The organism is Paenibacillus sp. FSL H8-0048 (genome assembly GCF_038002825.1).
Taxonomy (GTDB): domain Bacteria; phylum Bacillota; class Bacilli; order Paenibacillales; family Paenibacillaceae; genus Paenibacillus_AQ.
In genome coordinates, this window is record NZ_JBBODF010000001.1 from 4,236,987 (window position 1) to 4,254,865 (window position 17,879).

General features: G+C 54.4%; 18 protein-coding genes. 5 read left to right on the forward strand and 13 right to left on the reverse strand.

What is annotated here, in order from left to right; genetic code table 11:
* Positions 1-57 precede the first annotated feature (57 nt).
* Positions 58-1,092 carry an AI-2E family transporter gene (locus NSU18_RS17965; protein WP_341015098.1) on the reverse strand — a complete coding sequence of 345 codons (1,035 nt, stop codon included), beginning with the start codon at positions 1,090-1,092 and terminating at the stop codon, positions 58-60.
* Between the two features lie 235 nt (positions 1,093-1,327).
* On the opposite strand from NSU18_RS17965, the gene NSU18_RS17970 reads away from it, so the two are divergent.
* The gene (locus NSU18_RS17970; protein WP_341149685.1) at positions 1,328-2,167 is read left to right on the forward strand and encodes an SDR family oxidoreductase; all 840 of its coding nucleotides are present in this window, start codon (positions 1,328-1,330) and stop codon (positions 2,165-2,167) included.
* Between the two features lie 74 nt (positions 2,168-2,241).
* Here the strand turns inward: NSU18_RS17970 and NSU18_RS17975 are convergent, their stop codons facing one another.
* The 9 genes from NSU18_RS17975 to NSU18_RS18015 all read right to left on the reverse strand — a co-directional run bounded on the left by NSU18_RS17975 (position 2,242) and on the right by NSU18_RS18015 (position 9,844).
* Positions 2,242-2,988 carry a hypothetical protein gene (locus NSU18_RS17975; RefSeq protein ID WP_341149686.1) on the reverse strand — a complete coding sequence of 249 codons (747 nt, stop codon included), beginning with the start codon at positions 2,986-2,988 and terminating at the stop codon, positions 2,242-2,244.
* Between the two features lie 192 nt (positions 2,989-3,180).
* Complete coding sequence (locus NSU18_RS17980; RefSeq protein ID WP_341149687.1) at positions 3,181-3,630, reverse strand: hypothetical protein; 450 nt, start codon at positions 3,628-3,630, stop codon at positions 3,181-3,183.
* Between the two features lie 26 nt (positions 3,631-3,656).
* Entirely contained in the window at positions 3,657-4,574 is a 918-nt protein-coding gene (locus NSU18_RS17985) for an ABC transporter ATP-binding protein (protein ID WP_341149688.1), read from the reverse strand.
* Positions 4,571-5,581, reverse strand: a complete 1,011-nt coding sequence (locus NSU18_RS17990) for an ABC transporter ATP-binding protein (protein WP_341015104.1) — start codon at positions 5,579-5,581, stop codon at positions 4,571-4,573. The genes NSU18_RS17985 and NSU18_RS17990 overlap by 4 nt, the downstream gene beginning before the upstream one ends.
* Before the next feature lie 14 nt (positions 5,582-5,595).
* Positions 5,596-6,441, reverse strand: a complete 846-nt coding sequence (locus NSU18_RS17995; protein WP_341015105.1) for an ABC transporter permease — start codon at positions 6,439-6,441, stop codon at positions 5,596-5,598.
* A 4-nt stretch (positions 6,442-6,445) separates the two neighbouring features.
* On the reverse strand, positions 6,446-7,396 hold the full coding sequence (locus tag NSU18_RS18000) for an ABC transporter permease (RefSeq protein ID WP_341015107.1): 951 nt from the start codon (positions 7,394-7,396) through the stop codon (positions 6,446-6,448).
* Positions 7,397-7,481: 85 nt separating this feature from the next.
* Entirely contained in the window at positions 7,482-9,095 is a 1,614-nt protein-coding gene (locus tag NSU18_RS18005; protein WP_341015108.1) for an ABC transporter substrate-binding protein, read from the reverse strand.
* 108 nt (positions 9,096-9,203) lie between these two features.
* Positions 9,204-9,629 carry a peptidylprolyl isomerase gene (locus tag NSU18_RS18010; protein WP_341015109.1) on the reverse strand — a complete coding sequence of 142 codons (426 nt, stop codon included), beginning with the start codon at positions 9,627-9,629 and terminating at the stop codon, positions 9,204-9,206.
* Positions 9,626-9,844, reverse strand: a complete 219-nt coding sequence (locus NSU18_RS18015; RefSeq protein ID WP_341015111.1) for a hypothetical protein — start codon at positions 9,842-9,844, stop codon at positions 9,626-9,628. Before NSU18_RS18015 ends, NSU18_RS18010 begins: the two co-directional genes overlap by 4 nt.
* 232 nt (positions 9,845-10,076) lie before the next feature.
* Here NSU18_RS18015 and NSU18_RS18020 point away from each other — a divergent pair, with 232 nt between their 5' ends.
* From NSU18_RS18020 to NSU18_RS18035, 4 genes are all read left to right on the forward strand, one after another.
* Positions 10,077-11,792 carry a glycosyltransferase family 2 protein gene (locus NSU18_RS18020; protein ID WP_341015113.1) on the forward strand — a complete coding sequence of 572 codons (1,716 nt, stop codon included), beginning with the start codon at positions 10,077-10,079 and terminating at the stop codon, positions 11,790-11,792.
* Between the two features lie 208 nt (positions 11,793-12,000).
* Entirely contained in the window at positions 12,001-12,342 is a 342-nt protein-coding gene (locus tag NSU18_RS18025; protein ID WP_341015114.1) for a sigma factor-like helix-turn-helix DNA-binding protein, read from the forward strand.
* Positions 12,285-12,506 carry a hypothetical protein gene (locus NSU18_RS18030; RefSeq protein ID WP_341015116.1) on the forward strand — a complete coding sequence of 74 codons (222 nt, stop codon included), beginning with the start codon at positions 12,285-12,287 and terminating at the stop codon, positions 12,504-12,506. Before NSU18_RS18025 ends, NSU18_RS18030 begins: the two co-directional genes overlap by 58 nt.
* Before the next feature lie 351 nt (positions 12,507-12,857).
* Positions 12,858-13,307, forward strand: a complete 450-nt coding sequence (locus NSU18_RS18035) for a GNAT family N-acetyltransferase (RefSeq protein WP_341149689.1) — start codon at positions 12,858-12,860, stop codon at positions 13,305-13,307.
* Here NSU18_RS18035 and NSU18_RS18040 read toward each other — a convergent pair.
* The 3 genes from NSU18_RS18040 to NSU18_RS18050 form a co-directional block, all read right to left on the reverse strand.
* Positions 13,304-13,729 (reverse strand): hypothetical protein, encoded by a 426-nt coding sequence (locus NSU18_RS18040; RefSeq protein ID WP_341015120.1) that lies wholly within the window; start codon positions 13,727-13,729, stop codon positions 13,304-13,306. The genes NSU18_RS18035 and NSU18_RS18040 overlap by 4 nt on opposite strands.
* A 363-nt stretch (positions 13,730-14,092) precedes the next feature.
* A complete protein-coding gene (gene clpB, locus NSU18_RS18045) occupies positions 14,093-16,735 on the reverse strand; it encodes an ATP-dependent chaperone ClpB (RefSeq protein WP_341015122.1) in 2,643 nt (880 codons plus the stop codon).
* 82 nt (positions 16,736-16,817) lie between these two features.
* Positions 16,818-17,813: a DnaJ C-terminal domain-containing protein gene (locus tag NSU18_RS18050; RefSeq protein WP_341149690.1), complete on the reverse strand. Its 996-nt coding sequence runs from the start codon at positions 17,811-17,813 to the stop codon at positions 16,818-16,820.
* Positions 17,814-17,879: the final 66 nt, after the last annotated feature.

The window sequence follows — 17,879 nt, forward strand, 5'->3', positions numbered from 1 at the left end:
ACCTTGTGCAGGTTGAATATCGCTCTATGCGTACTACGGATTATATAATTGGCTGCATCATTCCAGTGAAGGCTTATTGTCCCGGCTAATATCCAGAATATCCAGGAAGAAGACGAAGATCGGTATCCCGAGAATCAGTCCCCACACCCCGATATAATGCTCGGAGAACAATAGCACTACGAGCGTGTAGAACATCGGCAGGTTCATTTTGGAGGACATCAGCTTAGGGTTCAGGAAGTAGCCTTCAATGACATGCAGAACGGCAATCATCACCAGAATGTTAACCGTCAGCACCAGTCCGCCCGTGTTATAGCCGATGATGCACAGCGGAATCAGTGAAATGACAAAGCCGACAACCGGAATCAGGCTAAGCATGAAGATCATAATGGAGAGGGCAAACAGATACGGGAACGGCTCGAAAAAGAAACCAAGCACCCACAGCCCGACCACGGTAAACAAAGTATTGAACAGCGCAATCAGAATCTGCGCTTCAATGACCTTACCGAAGGAGGAGATGAACTTTCTGCCGAAATACTCCAGCTCCACATAGAACCAGGAGATTTTGCTGTCTCTCAAACGGGAGGTAAAGTTGACGATCCGGTTCTTTTCCAGAATGAAGACAAGGCTTAGAATTGTGGACAGGACGAAGGTGGTTCCCCAGTTGCTGATTTTGAAGACATATTCGATCCCCTGATTCAAATAGCTCTGATAATTGAGCTCCTTGACCTTTCGGAACAAGTACTGCATAATTTCATTCTGCGGAATATCATCGGAGGTCAGCGTACCGAGAAAGGTGGTTAACTGCTTGATCTGCGAGAATACCTTGGGCATGTATTTGACGAGTGCCATGACGATCATGCTGATCAGCGCCACATACAGTATAATGATGATGACCTTGCTGTTCACCTTCACGAATTTGCCGATCCGCTTGCTCAGCAGCACCTGAAAGCTGTTCATTACATAAGCAATCAGGAAGGTCAGCAGCACCAGATTCAGCATATCCCTGATACTGTACAGCAGCAGTCCAATCAATCCCAGAATCAAGAAGCGCCGGACTGTTAAATTGGCGACATAACGCTTGAATACTTCCATTGTTCCCTTGTTCCTCTCCATTCGCAGGCGATTAAGATTTTAGTTATAGTGTACCGTACTGAAAACAATTATAGCAACTTTGGCACAGCCCAATTCCCGCGAAACAGCGAACTTTATGTCGATTTTCAGGTAGCTCTATTGCTATATGCTATAATGTGGGCGAAATTGGAACATTTATACCTTTTTCAATAGGTCCAAATCAATGAAGTTCAAACTAATGGAGGCGAAAGCTAGTATGTCAAAAGTAATCTGCATCACCGGAGCATCCTCCGGCATCGGCCTTGCCACAGCACTGAAGTTCGCCCATGAGGGCTGGACGGTCTACGCCGGAACCCGCCATCTGAAGCGTGAACAGGAGCTGTACCAGAATGTGGAGGGTCTGCAGTTCGTAGAGCTGGAGGTGACACAGCCGGAGAGTATTAAGCAGGTGATTGAACGGATAGAAGCGGAGCAAGGCAAGCTGGATCTATTATTCTGCAATGCCGGCTTCGGCTACCTGAGAGCGCTTGGGCAGGCACCGTTCCCTGAGATCGAGGATGTCTTCAATACCAACGTGTACGGGGTAATGCATACGATCCGTGCTGCACTGCCGCTGCTGCAAAAGACGGGCTACGCCCATATTGTCGCCACCTCCAGTGTCGGCGGGCTGGTCGGCCAACCGATGAACGAGGTCTACTGCGCCAGCAAATTCGCAGTGGAAGGGCTGCTGGAGAGTCTGGCCACCTATTACAAGCCGCAGTTCAACATCGACATCACCCTGCTTGAGCCAGGGGCAATCGCCACGGAATTCAATTCAACTGTAATGGGGCATGTCGCCAGCACCGGCGGCGTTCTGGAAGACGAGTACAAGCCCATTCTGGATGCTTATAGAGCGGCCTTCCTGGAGCGCAATGTGGAGCCGCAAACGGCAGACTCTGTTGCGGATGTGATGTGGGAGCTGGTACAGCTTGAGACCAAGCCGCTGCGCCTGCGCACCTCGGAGCGGGCCGAAGCCTTCGTGGCCCGCAAGGTTAGCACCGACCCTACCGGACTGGAAGGCGTACTAAGCACGCGCAGAATTCAGTTAAATATGTAAACATACTGTGTAAGCAGCTGAATATTAATGAACGGTGTACACGGCTTCTTACTGTCGGGAGTACACCGTTTCATTTATTCAGCATCTACCGGAATCAATCCTTCGGGAATGAGCCGGTATTCCATTACCTGACTCTCACCCAAATCAGCAGCTTCGTACACCAGATCATCCCTGAGCATCACGGAATCGGCCTGCAGGGCATCATTCAGATAAGCCTCCTCGGCATGGCCGTTATGCCAGCGGTACACATAGGCCGACATAGGGGTGCCATGTGCTGCAACCACCTCCGTACTCCCATCCCGGTCCACATCCGCTTCACGGGTATGCCCGGTACTCACCTGCAATACTCCAGCCGGTATCCCTAAAGCATCAATGGTGTAATAACTGCTGAGCGACAGATTTGCTCCAAGCCCACCGGTGATTTTGAGGGCCACACCGTCAAACAGTACGCAAGCAGCGGCAGTACTATCACCGGGTTCCCGGTAATTGTAAGTCCCTGACGGACCGAGAAAGTAAGATCCGGCCGAAGACTCCAGTCCAGCATATACATAATCCTCATCCCCGGGCTTCGTGAAGAAGGTAAGCCGGATTCCTCCGAATGCCTCCAGATGTTGTTCCGAAATGATCTCCGCATCTGAAGGAAGACCTGCCCAAGCCTCAGGCTTGAGCGTAGGTTGCATCTCCTGCCAATCCAGCTTAACCGGCTCGGTAACCTGTGTGTTCTCCGCAGCTAAAGTGTCAGCGGAAGATCCGCAGCCTGCGGTAATCAGCATAAGTGGTGCTAGCAGCACTGTGAAGATGTGTTTCAGGATCAAGCTCATCTCTCGTCCCCCTTCACTTTACTAGAACCTATCATCTACGGACCAACGTCCTGCTCCAATCCAAACAAGTGGAAACGGCTTTGCCGTCCTTGTAAAGGACGGTATCCGTTTCAGCGAGAAATAGAAGGATAAGTTATCATGTGCAACATATAAATTCTTATATTTAAACAAAGATCGCCCGGCAATTCCGGTCTATCTCTGGATCGGCTCGATCCGGTAAGCGGCATTCCCGCCATCTGCGGATGATCCGCTGCCTGTAATGTGCCAGCCGAAGGATAATACACCCTCCAGCTGCCGCTTCTGTGATTCAGATAACAACGCCTCGACTGCTTCGCAGCCTTCCTCAAGCTCCAGCTTTGGCTCGATGCCGAAGGCAACTTCAATCCAGCTGCGGATGCCGCGGATGGTATTGTACTTGATCTGGTAGCCTTCCGTTACAGCCTGACGGAACAACTCGGGCTGCTCATCAGCAAGGGTTAACAACTGCCCGTAATCGAACTCATATTTACTTTCATCGGCCGGCAGATCCCCTTCACTGACTCTGCGCAGCAGCTCTTCGTCAGATCCTGACAAAGCGCGCAGCGATTCCAGCAGAAGCGCATCCCATTGTGATAATTTGATCTTATTCTTCATTTCTGTCATTGGTGCATCCTCCCTTTTCGTATAAGTCAATTTCCATAGTCCCCGGCCACATAATGTCCAGGACTCACTTCCCGCAGTGCAGCAGCTTCCTCCGTCCCGCGCGCCGCCGGGTAGGTATCCAACTGAATCCGCTGGCTGGCCTTCATCGGGTCTGTCTCCAGAATGGAGGACAGCAGCGCTTTGGTGTAGGGGTGGAGCGGATTATCGTACAGCTCATCGCTTGGAGCCACTTCCACCAGCCGGCCGCCGTACATCACGCCGATCCGGTCTGCAATATGCCGGACCATCGACAGATCATGGGCGATGAACAGATAGGTCAGCCCGAACTCGGCTTGCAGATCCTCCAGCATATTAACGACCTGGGCCTGGACAGAGACATCCAGCGCAGAGATGGGCTCATCGCAGACGACAAACTCGGGCCGGACCGACAGCGCCCGTGCGATGGAGATCCGCTGGCGTTGCCCGCCGCTGAATTCATGGGGGAATCGGTACAGGTGCTCCCGCTTCAGTCCCACCTTCTCCAGCAGCTCTGCCACCGCCTCCTTGCGCTCTTCGCCTGGATAGAGACCATGAATCCGCATCGGCTCACTGATCAGCTCCAGTACGTTCAGGCTTGGGTTAAGTGAGGAGTACGGGTCCTGGAAAATCGATTGAATCCGCCTGCGGAAGGGCTTCAGCCCTTTCTCGCCCAGCCTGCCAAGCGGCTTCCCGTCATAGAACACCTCGCCGTCCGTATAATCGTACAGACGGAGCAGACAGCGTCCGACCGTAGACTTGCCGCTCCCGGATTCGCCAACCAGTCCGAAGGTCTCGCCCTGACGAATCTGGAAGCTGACCCCGTCCACAGCCTTAAGTACCGCCTTATCCCGTCCGCGCAGATCCTTGCCCTTCGGGAAATGCTTCTTCAGATTGCTAACCTCTACAAGCACCTTGCGCTCACTCAAGTGAAATCCCTCCCTGCTGTAACTGCCGTCATCTCTTCTGTACCTTCGGTCAGCCAGCACATCGAGCGGTGTCCTGGTGCAAACTCGACTACCGGAGGACGCTCACTGCAGCGGGCGAAGGCATGCGGACAACGGTCCATGAACGGGCAGCCGGGCGGGGGATTCAGCAGGTCGGGCGGTGTGCCCTCGATCGGAATCAGCCGCTCACGTTCACCGCCGCCGCGTTTCGGTATGGAACGCAGCAAGCCCTGCGTATACGGATGCTGAGGCCGGTAGAAGATATCCTGCACCGTCCCCTCCTCCATAACCAGTCCGCCGTACATGACAATGACACGCGTGCAGACCTGGGCTACTACTCCCAGATCATGGGTGATAAGCGCAACTGCTGTATCTCCCCGTTCCTTCAGCTCTTTGAACAGATCAAGGATCTGCGCCTGAATGGTCGCATCCAGTGCGGTGGTAGGCTCATCGGCAATCAGCAGCTCCGGGCGGCAGGAGAGCGCCATCGCGATCATCACCCGCTGGCGCATTCCTCCGCTGAATTCATGCGGATATTGCTTCAGCCGCTGCTCCGGATCACGGATGCCGACCTGGCGGAGAAGCTCCGCCGCTTCGGTATATGCCGCCGCTTTATCCAGTCCCCGGTGTCTGCGGATAACCTCTGTTAATTGCTGGCCGATGCGCTTGACCGGATTCAGCGAGGTCATCGGGTCCTGGAAGACCATTGCAATCCGGTTACCGCGTAAGGACCGCCACTGCTTCTCCGTAAGCCCCTTCAGGCTCTTGCCGCGGAATTCCAGCTTCCCGGCAGTCATTTGTCCCGGCGGTGTGATCAGGGACATGACCGCCTTGGCTGTAACACTTTTACCACTGCCGGATTCCCCGACAATGCCTACGGTCTCACCCGCATCAATATGGAAGCTAACGCCGCGGACGGCCTGATTCTCTCCGTCCCGGGTAGCGAAAGAAACCTGTAAATCCTCAACAGTCAGCAGCCGTTCAGTCATGATGTTCCACTCTCCTATCTCCGGATCAGCTTGGGTTCAAAGCCGACCCGCAAAATATCTCCCAGCACATTGAAGCTCAGCACAGTAAACAGGATCATCAGTCCGGGGAACAGCGCCAGATAAGGCGCCTGGGCAATATACCCCTGTGCGCTGTTCAGCATACTCCCCCATGTGGCATTCGGCGGCTGCACCCCGAAGCCGAGGAAGCTGAGCGACGATTCCATCATAATGGCCGAGGCTATATTATTCGTCGCCCCTACGATAATTACCGGGACCAGTCCCGGGAGGATGTGCCGCCAGATCATGCCGAAGGCACTCTGTCCCGAGGCCTTGGCATATAACACGTACTCCCGTTCCTTGATCGTCAGGGTCTCCGCGCGAACGACACGGGCCACATTCATCCACATCAAGAGAGCAATAATAATGATCAGATTGCCGATGCTCGGCTTCAGATAGACGCTAAGCAGCAGCAGGATCAGGAAGGACGGGATCGACATGATGATATCCAGCATCCGCATTAGCAGATTATCGATCCAGCCGCCGAAATATCCGCTAATCACCCCAACCAGCACGCCCACAAAGGTTGCTACGATCATGGAAGCGAATCCGACCAGCAGTGAAACCCGGCCGCCGTATAAGGCTCTGGACAAATAGTCTCGGCCATAATCATCGGTACCGAACAGATGCGCGGCGCCGGGCTTCGTGAGGCGGGCCATGGCATCCATGGCATTCGGATCATGGCCGGACAGGAAGGCAAAGACCGCCCCCAGTGTAAACACCGTCAATATGACAAGAGCAGCGACACCCAGACCGTTCGTAAACAGCTCGGACTGCAGGTTTTTCCATTTACTGCGATTCATGAGGTCACCCCTTCAGTTTGATTCTTGGATCGACAACGCTGTAGAGAATATCTGCCACCAGATTACCGAAGATCAGCATTAAGGAAGAGAACAGGGTAATCCCCATAATGACAGGATAATCCATCCCCTTCACCGCCGTCATTCCCAGGGAGCCGATCCCCGGCCAGGAGAACACCGTCTCCGTAACAATCGCCCCGGCCACCAGATCTCCCATCGACATACCGATCAGAGTGATGACCGGCAGCAGTACATGCTTCAGCACATGGCGGAACAGAATGGTGGATTTCTTCGAGCCAAAGGCGTACTGGATCTGCACATACTCCTCCTTAAGCTGTCCGATCGTGCTGGAGCGGATATAGCGCACATACCCGGACAGGAAACTGAAGGCCAGCACCGTACAAGGCAATATCCCGTGCTTCAGCACATCCAGCGGCGATTCCACACCAATGGTGCGCATTCCCATGCTTGGAAGCAGATGCAGCTTGATCGCGAACAGGTACATCAGCAGGATCGCCAGCCAGAATAAGGGGATGGAGATGCCGATATAAGCGATAAAATTGATCAGCTTGTCTACCCAGCGGTTGCGGTTCGCACCGGCCGCGAGGCCTAGCGGAATTGCCAGGATTACTGCCAGCGCGATGGCGCTGCCCATTAGTCCCGCTGTCGCAGGCAGACGTTCCAGGATCTGGCCCAGCACAGGCTGGTGATTGACCAGGGAATAGCCGAAATTACCCTGGACCATTTCCTTGATCCAGATGAAATATTGGATATAAGCAGGTTTGTCCAGCCCCAGATTATGGCGGATGCGCTCAATATCATCAGCATGCATATTGGGCGTAACGAAAGACAGCACCGGATCTCCCGGAGCCAGCTTAATCATAGTAAAACAGACCACCGATACGAAAAACAGCATCGGCAATGTTTGCAGCAACCTTCGGACGATGAGTTGTCTCATACGCAGCTTCTCCCAGCTCTTAACAGGCAAAAATAAGCTGGGGAAACCAGCTTATTTTTTTGCCTTGCTTATTTTGTGAGGCCAATTATTTCTTGTAGATCTTGGACAGGTCTTCGAAGATGACGACAGGCTTCAGTACCGCTTCATCAATACCGCCGTAGTTCTTCGATACCGCTACCACAGTCTTAGTATAGGCGATCGGATAGATCGGTGCATCCTCGGCTACCAGTTCCTGTGCTTTCTTGTAGATCTCTGCACGCTTGGCCGGATCTGCTTCGCCTGCACCGTCATTCATCAGCTTGTCAACTTCACTGTTGGAATAATGCGAGTAATTGGATGAGCTGTCCGTAGTGAACAGGATACGGTACGCATCCGGATCATAGCCCATGATATAGCCGGTCAACGCCAGCTCATAATCGGTCGCCTTCAGATCAATGAATTTCTGCACCCAGGCCGAGGAATCCATGTTCTGCAGTTCAACCTCTACGCCAATTGCCTTCAGCTTCTGCTGCACATACAGCGAGATGGCTTCCTGCGCCTTGTTCCCGCTCTGTACGATATAACGGAGCTTCAGGTTGCTCTCACCGGCAGAAGCCAGCAGTTCCTTCGCCTTGGCAGCATCATTGTCAAAGGTAGGGACATCGTTCGTGAAGTACAGCGCATCCGGTGTCAGGAAGGATTTTGCCGGATCAGCATATTCGCTGGAAGTATAAGCCGTCTGGATCAGCTCGTCGCGGCTAAGGGCCAGGGACAGGGCCTGACGGACTTCTTTTTTGGCGAGGGCGCCGGTATCGCTGTTCGCATTGAACATGAGATAAGCGAGGCGGCCTTCGCTATACGGGAGAATCTCAAAATTATTCGTCGCTTGAATCGTAGGAACATCCTTCGGGTCCAGATACTGCACATTAATCTCGCCGTTCTGCAGAGCCAGATTCGCAGCATTGGTATCCTTGGCAATCCGGTATGTGACCGAATCCAGATGCGGCTTGCCGCCGAAGTAGTTGTCGAAGCGTTCCAGCGTCAGGTACTCGCCAGCCTTGTATTCCTTGAACTTGAAGGCACCGGAGCCTACCGGGGAAGCGTTCTTGGTGCTCTTCTCGATGTTAGTCTCATTCTCAAAAATATGCTTAGGAATCGGGGTTACCTGCACCAGTGTAGCCTCAAAGGCCGGGCTGACCTGCGGGAGCTTGAAATCAACGGTCAGATCATCAACCTTGACGGCCTTGATGGCCTTGCCGCCAATCAGGAAGTTGGCCCGCAGGAAGCTGTTCTGCTTCTCGTCAAGGATGCTGTCGATGGTGAACACCACGTCATCTGCCGTCAGCTTCTCTCCATCATGCCAGGTCAATCCATCCTTAAGCTTCAATGTATACGTCAGATTATCGCTTGACGGTGTCAGGCTGTCCGCCAGATAGTAGGTCTTCTTGCCGTTGTTCACCTGGAACAGCGGAGCATACAGCGCCTGGTCAATCGTCAGACTGACACGGTCACCCGCATAGTTCGGGTTCAGTACTACCGGATCGGAAGCGACCCCTATAATCAGACTGCCTCCATCCTTCGGCTCGCCGGCAGCTGGCTCTTGTGATGCAGCCGGTGTCTGTGCGGCATTGGTAGATGAAGCGTTATTCCCATTGGAGCATGCACTGATCACCAGTGTTAATAATAGTAGAATAGCAACCCCTGTTATCCCTTTACGCATTGTCTCTTCCTCCATGTCTATGAGCATTGTTACTCGTTGTTGAGCAATTATATATCGGAATACTAGGAATTACAATGTATGAATTTACCATGGTCTTTATCATGCTCTTTACCAGACGCGGACCTCCTGCATGACCGCGCCGCGCCGCAGGGCATCGACATGCTCCATGCCTTCTGTGACTCTGCCGAATACCGTATGCCAGCCATCCAGATAATCGAACGTATCATAACAGATAAAAAACTGGCAGGACCCCGTACCCGGTCCAAAATGCGCCATAGACAGCGCCCCGCGCACATGTTTATGGGGATTCCCCTGCGTCTCACAGGGAATGGGATCTGTGCCGCCTCTACCGTTACCGTCCGGGCAGCCGCCCTGGGCGACGAAGCCGCGAACCACACGCTGAAAGGCCAGACCGTTGTAAAAGCCGCTGTTCGCAAGCTTTTCAAAATTGGCTACGGTTCCCGGCGCCTCCTGTTCGAACAGCTCCAGCTGAATCTCCGGTCCCTGCTCCAGACGGATCAGAGCCTGCTTCATGGCGACTCCCCCTCTACACGGGCCGCAGTATCTGCTGGTGCACCGATATATACTGCCGTCTTGGCAGCATGCAGCGGCGCATAAATCTCCTCGATATCCTCGTCCACGAGCGGCCTAAGCTCTCCGCCCTCCGTATGCAGGTACACCTCGGCACGCGGATTCATCGCCAGGAGGACATTGATCAATTGCTGTACTTTTAACGTTGGCTTGTCCATCCTCTCACTCCTGCCTGCCCTCTACCGGGGATTATATATATTAGCGGTATTGTACAACAGCTCAGGGCAGACGGCAATACGGCTCTCCTCTATACATGCAGGTTATTATTTCAGGGAAATGGGGAAATTCCGGTACTTCTCTAAAAATATCGAATACATATAATTGATATCAACTATTTGCGAATCCAAGGGGATGTTCTATCATGTTGACCTTATTCTGGAGTGGCCTGCTATGAATTCGAATAGAACCCGGGTGCTGCTAGGCAGCCCGATTCATCAAAAACCGGCGATCCTGGAGCAATTCCTGAACTCTCTGCTGCGTCTGAACCTGAAGGATATCGATCTGGACTTCTATCTGATTGACGATAACCCGGATGAAGCCGCAAGCGAACTTCTGCAGCAGTTCGCCCGGAACGGCAGATCCGTCTTCCTGCAATCCTCTGGGCTTCATGATGACTATATCCGTGATGAGCATACGCATGTCTGGCATTCCAATCTGATCTGGAAGGTGGCCGGATTCAAGAATCTGATGATCCGGCGGGCCGAGGCCTTCGGCTATGACTACCTGTTCCTGATTGATTCCGATCTCATTCTCCACCCGGATACACTGCTGCATCTGATCGGTACAGGCAAGGATATTATCTCCGAGATTTTCTGGACACAGTGGCAGCCGAATACACTGCTTCAGCCGCAGGTATGGATGCATGACGAATACAACCAGTGGGAGATTCATCCGGGAGAGCAGCTCTCGCCGGAGGAGATTCAGCACCGCTTTTTTGCTTTTTTGCAGAAGATGCAGCAGCCCGGAATCTATGAGGTTGGCGGACTTGGCGCCTGCACGCTGATCAGCAGCTCAGCCCTCAGCTCCGGGATCAGCTACGACCGGATGCGCAATATCTCCTACTGGGGAGAGGACCGTCATTTCTGCATCCGTGCAGCGGCTCTCGGCCTTCCGCTCTTCGTGGATACCCACTTCCCGGCACTGCACCTCTACAGAGACAGCGATCTGGATCTGGTGGCGGAGTTCATCCGGCACACCTCGGACACGGAAGCAGAACCTGACGGCCCACACGAAGCAGCGGGCATTGAAGACAGCGATACCCCCGCTGACAAAAGAGTGCAGGAGGCAGCAGCGCAGTGGGAGGTGCTGTGGACCGAAGCCGAAGCCCGGCAGCACTTGTCCAAGGAGCCTCTGCCTGCTGATGCAACCCGGGCGGCGGAGAAGATTACTTCTGCAGCTCCTGCCTCCCGCCGCCCCAAGCTGACTCTCACCATGATCGTCAAGAATGAGGGCACCAGGTTCCTGCGTCAGGTGCTGCAGGAGCACCGTAAGTATATCGATGAGGCCGTCATTATCGACGACGCAAGCACAGATGATACAGCCGATATCTGCCGCGAGGTTCTTGAGGGGATTCCGCTGCACCTGATACAGAACCCTGTCTCCCGCTTCCATAATGAATCAGAGCTGCGTAAGCAGCAGTGGGAGGCGGTGGTTAAGGCCCGGCCCGAGTGGATTCTTAATCTGGACGGGGATGAGCTGTTCGAGTCATGTTTTCCAGAAGAGATTGATTCCCTGCTGCGGACAGCGGATTGCGACTTATTCTGCTTCCGGCTCTACGACTTCTGGGATGAGGCCAGCTACCGCGAGGACAGCTACTGGCAGGCTCACCAGAGCTACCGCCCGTTCCTGCTCCGTTACCGGGAAGACTTCACCTATGCCTGGAATGATCTGCCGCAGCACTGCGGGCGGCTGCCGGAGAATATCTTCGAGCTGTCCCATCAGTTAAGCAACCTGCGCCTGAAGCATCTTGGCTGGTCGAAGCCTGAATTCCGGCTGGAGAAGTATCTGCGTTATATGCTGCTGGACCCGGACGCCCAGTACGGCTGGAAGGAGCAGTACCAGTCTATCCTTGACCCGCATCCCCGGCTGGTGCCTTGGAGTGAATAAGGCACAATACTAGTCATAAGAAGAGAGAAAGAAGCTCCCTATCGGGGCTTCTTCTTTTTGTGCGAATCAGCCTCAGGAAATAAATCACTATAGGTGCGCAGGCAAATATGATAAAATAACAGAACATAAGTTCGCATTTTGGTTGTAAAATATAACCTAATATTTCCCTATTATTAGAAAGATATATAGAAGAGGAGGCGTAACCGCAATGGAACAGCAAATGATACAGCGTTACCGGCAGGAAATCTATCGAATCGGCTGGCGCTTACAATACCGCAGCAAGCGAACCCGCCGGCATGAATGTACCTTCCTGGATATCCGCCCGGCTCAGCGGAATGAAACGGAGGAGATGATTAACCGCTTGTCCGTTGAGCAGCTATTAGATACACTTCCAACCAAAGGAAAGGTGATTCTGCAGAAGATTTATCTGCAGGAAATGACAGAGGCTGAGGTCGCGGCACAGCTGCATATGAGTCAACAGGGGGTTAACAAATGGAAGCAAAAAATGCTCCAGCAGCTATCACAGACAGCGAATTCGCAGACCTTCTGACCGGTGTCCGCCAGAAACGGCCGGAAGCCATGCTCCAGATCATTGAGCTATTTCAGGAGGACATTGAAATGGTCAGTCAATGCATTCTTCTCCCGCGGGAGGATGCCATTTCTCATATTGTGACGGAGATTCTTAACTTCATACAGGCCGGGGACAGCACATGACAAAGCGGGCAAACGCCACCCTACCCGTGGCCCTGCCCGCTTGTCATTAATCACCCTCATTGAGAAGAAAAGGGCGATACAGGCTATCGGTTCATACCGAATATATAATAACCGGCGATGAATGCTACTGGTGCAATAATTTGCTAAGGATTCATTCTGCTCCCATTCCATGATCTGCAAATATTCGAACACTATCCGGCAGTTTCTAACAATATAGTGAGAATCCTTTAGATTTTGGATAAGGTCACCCTTTATGGATGGCCTTTTTTGTACGGATATGTCTATCAAGTGTTGAGTTATTATACTAACAGTTGTATTATTATTCATACTTCGCGAAAAAGGAGCACACCTATGCCATTGATAATCAGAAATGCTGAGCCTAATGATGTAAACAGTCTGACCGAGCTGATGTATGAATACATCGTTGGTTTTTATCAGAACCCTAAACCTCCTGCCGATAAAATCAACGCCTTAATCCAGACCCTTTTTGACCGGCAGGAGGGGGTGCAGTTCGTGGCAGAGCAGAATGGAGAATTGGTCGGCTTTGCTACCCTATTCTTTACATTCAGCACTATGAAAGCAGATAAAATCAGTATTATGAACGACCTCTTTGTAAGAGAACCCTTTAGTGATACCGAAGTGGAATCAGAACTATTCCTGGCATGTCAACAGTACTCACAGAATCATGGATATGCCAACATGACTTGGATTACTTCTACTAACAATAAACGCGCTCAAAGCTTCTTTGAAAACATGAACGCGGTCAAAGGGAAGGATTGGGTTCACTTTTCCCTTATCTAAATCAACGCATCAAAATGGCCTTCTGCGTCTACCGTCGCTGTCCGGGGATCAGTCAGACCGATGCCCTTAAGGCCTCCCTTTCCCTCAGTCCGCCAGGGCGGAGTATGATCCTGAAGCGGGGGAGCAGGTACAAATGAAGCCGAAGCGGTACTCCCGCTTTTCTGCACCAGATGTGCCTCCAGCTGCCGTATTTGCCGCTGCAGCTGCTCCCGGCGATAAGGAGTCTGCATCGCGCCGCCCTGCGCCGCATTCACCTTATCCAGCTCCATCAGCAGCCGGTTGCGCTGCTTCTCCATCGAACTGACATCACTCTGTGTGCTGCCGTAAGTTGTAGTGGCCCGTACCGGGCTGATACCAGATACCGTCTGTGCCGCCATGATCTCTCCCTCCGTTTCCTTGGCTTCTGCTTCAAATCCAGCCATATTCGAAAGCTCTAATCATTTCTATTACCCGGCAGCCCCCGTCTTGATAACATTTAAACCACATATTTACAAAGAATCGTCTCATAGTCTCACTCCGATGCTGATTAGACTATACCAAAGACCTAGCCGGGAGGTAGAGTAACGGACACAGGGGCTTCACTTATCCGGGAAGAAAGTCGTCACTTGGGCGATTAGCGGACCGCAAAGACCTTATCCCCTGCAATTCAGCTCCAAAACGTCTCACAGAAAGACGATAAGGTCCACTGTGTCCGTTACGCTGCAAAAGGTGGCGTTCTCGTGGGGATACGGCCTCTTCGGGCCGTTGACACAGTACTAGGAGGTGACGCCGGGGCCCATTACATTTCACATCGATCCTACGGTCTCCGCAGATTCCGGTGCCATTATCTGCACGGTCAGCTCGCCGTCCGCTTCGTCCACCGTCATCACTGAGCCTTCCTCCGCTTCTCCGGCGATCAGCGCACGCGCTACCCGGGTCTCCAGGCTGCGCTGGATGAACCGCTTCAGCGGCCGGGCGCCGTACACGGAGTCGAAGCCTTCCTCGGCAATGAAGTGCACCGCCCGGGCGCTGAGGACCAGCCCGATGTTCCGCTCAGCCAATCGCAGACGCAGGCCGTCTACCAGCTTCACGACAATCTGCTCCGTCTCATTCATGGTCAGCGGCTTAAACATTACAATATCATCCACCCGGTTGAGGAACTCTGGACGGAAATGCCCGCTCAGCTCTTTCATGACCCGGTCCTTCACGGCTTCGGTCAGCTCGCCGTTGTCATCCGTGCCCTGAATCAGATGCGGTGAACCGATGTTGGAGGTCATGATGACAATGGTGTTCTTGAAGTCGACCATCCGGCCCTGCGAATCGGTCAGCCGCCCGTCATCCAGCAGCTGCAGCAGAATGTTGAATACATCCGGGTGCGCCTTCTCCACCTCATCCAGCAGCACCACCGTATACGGCTGACGGCGCACTGCTTCCGTCAGCTGGCCGCCCTCTTCATAGCCGACATATCCGGGAGGAGCACCTACGAGACGGGAGACACTATGCTTCTCCATGTACTCTGACATATCGATGCGGATCATACCATCCTCGCGGTCGAACAGTGATACCGCCAGTGCTTTGGCCAGCTCCGTCTTCCCGACCCCGGTCGGTCCAAGGAACAGGAACGAGCCGATCGGACGGTTCGGGTCCTTGATGCCGGCTCTTGCCCGAAGAACAGCGTCGGCTACCAGCCGGACCGCCTCATCCTGCCCGACTACCCGCTCATGCAGCGTATCCTCCAGCCGCAGCAGCTTATCCCGCTCGCCTTCCACCAGTCTGCTTACGGGAACACCCGTCCAGCGCGAGACAATATCGGCGATCTCCTCCTCCGTCACGGCTTCACGCAGCAGCCGGGTCTCCTGATCCTGCTGCGCCGCTTCCTCCGCGCCCTTAAGCTGCCGCTCCAGATCAGGAATAATGCCATAGCTTAATTCAGCCGACTTGTTGAGATCATAGATCTCCTGCGCATCGACCAGATCCTTGCGGGCCTGCTCCAGCCGCTTCTTCAGGTCACGGATGCCCTGAATGGCCGATTTCTCCTTCTCCCAGCGGGCCGTCATCCCCAGATGCTTCTCCTTGAGGTCGGCCAGCTCCCGCTGGAGATTCTCCAGACGGCGCGCACTGGCGTCGTCGGTTTCTTTTTTGAGTGCGGCTTCCTCTATCTCCATCTGCATCAGGCGGCGGGTCACCTCGTCCATCTCGCCGGGCATGGAGTCGATCTCCGTACGGATCATCGCGCAGGCTTCATCGACCAGGTCAATCGCCTTATCCGGCAGGAAGCGGTCGGTGATGTAACGGTTAGACAGCACACCGGCTGCGACCAGGGCGCTGTCATAGATTTTGACCCCGTGATGCACCTCAAAGCGTTCCTTCAAGCCCCGCAGAATCGAAATGGTATCCTCGACATCCGGCTCACTGACCAGCACCTGCTGGAAGCGGCGTTCGAGCGCCGGGTCCTTCTCGATATATTTGCGGTACTCATCCAGCGTGGTCGCCCCGATACAGTGCAGCTCGCCCCGGGCCAGCATCGGCTTCAGCATGTTGCCCGCATCCATGGCCCCCTCTGTCTTGCCCGCACCGACAATCGTATGCAGCTCGTCAATGAACAGAATAATCCGCCCGTCACTCTCACGGATCTCCTTCAGCACCGCCTGCAGCCGCTCCTCGAACTCCCCGCGGTATTTCGCACCGGCAATCAGCGCGCTCATATCCAGCGAGAAAATCGTCTTGTCCTTCAGTCCCTCCGGCACATCCCGGCGGACAATCCGGTGAGCCAGCCCTTCGACAATCGCTGTCTTGCCGACACCCGGCTCCCCGATCAGGACAGGGTTATTCTTGGTCTTGCGGGAGAGGATGCGGATCACCCGGCGAATCTCGGCATCGCGCCCGATGACCGGATCGATCTTGCCTGCCCTTACCTCGGCTACGAGATCGCGGCCATATTTCTCCAGCACCTCATAGGTGGCCTCCGGCTCCCGGCTGGTCACCCGCTGGTGTCCGCGAATCTCCGCTAATACGCCAAGCAGCTTCTCCCGGGTAACGCCCCGGCTGGTGAACAGCCCGCGCAGCTCGCGGTTCCCGCTGCTTGCATCCGAGACCATCGCCAGAACGGCATGCTCTACCGCAACGAATTCATCCTGCATCTTGGCCGCTTCCTGCTCGGCCTGCTCCAGCATGGCAATCAGCGCAGGCGAGGCATAGCGCCGCATGGTGCCTGCTCCGCTCCCGCTTACGCTGGGTTTGCGCTGAAGCAGCGCTTCCGTTCCCTGCAGCAGTTCGGCTGCGGGAACATTCATCTTCTGCAGCAGCCGGGGCAGCAGGCCCTCATGCTGCTGGAGCAGTGCCTTCAGCAGATGGAGATTGTCAATCTCCTGATGCCCGCCGGAAGCCGCCAGCGACTGCGCCTCTGCCACAGCTTCCTGCAGCTTCTGGGTAAGCTTATTGAAATCCATACCATCATCGCCTTTCTATTTGTACTTTCTATTTGTATAGGTTAATCAGGCGGATGCCCGGCTGTGATATTTACTGAACCCTTTACCGTGCTCCGGCTCTGCGCCGCTGCGCTCCGCCTGTGGTACGCCGTTTCGCACCCGCCTGGAAGCTGCCGGACTCCGCCAGCTGGCGGTACAGCTTCTTCTCCGCCTCGGTCGTTCCGGCCGGAATGACCATTTCCATTCGGAACAGGATGTCGCCATTCGTTCCGTCCAGACGTCTCAGCCCCTTGCCGGAGAGACGCAGCGTTCCGCCGCTGGCTATCCCGGCAGGGATCTTCAGCTTCACGCTGCTGCCATCCGGCAGCGCCACCTTGGCTTCCCCGCCAAGCACCGCCTGCCAGGGAGCGATCTCAACCGTGCCGAGCAGATCCCCGCCGTCCGGCTCATAGATCTCATGCGGCAGGAGATGCAGCGAGATCAGCAGATCCCCGCCCTGCCCGGCTCCGCTTCCGCCGCCGGGTACCCGGATGACGGCCCCTTCCGCTGAGCGTGCGGGAATCTGTACGTTCAGGTCTTTGCCTGCCGCCTGAACGCTGATATTACCGCCTCTATAAGCCTGCTCCAGCGTAATCTCAAGCTGGGCCTGCATCGTACTGAACTCATCCCCCCACGGGCTTCCGCCTGGACGGGAGCTACTGCCGCCGGAGAAGAAGCCCGCGCGGTCAGCCGCGCCCCGGCTGCCGAAGAACATCCCGAATAGATCCTCCTCCGGTATACCGCCGGAAGAGGCGGCTCCGCTGCTCCAGCCCGCGCCAAACGGCGATTCCCATGACGCAGAGGAGGCTGATCCGTAGCTGCGCTGACCCCGCGAATCTGCTGCGGCTCCATAGCGGAGCTCCTCATCATAGATTTTGCGCTTCGCTTCATCGCCCAGCACCTCATATGCCTCGGCTGCTTCCTTGAATTTCGCCTCTGCCTCCGGGGCCTTGTTGACATCGGGATGCCATTTTTTGGCCAGCTTCTGATAGGCCTTCTTGATCTCCTGCTTCGAGGCTTTCTTGTCTACCCCAAGACGCTCATAATAATTTGCCGCCACCGGAACCTCCTCCTTTCATGTGATGGGAACCTTTCTGCCTTCCTCCGGGAAAAGACGCATTATAGC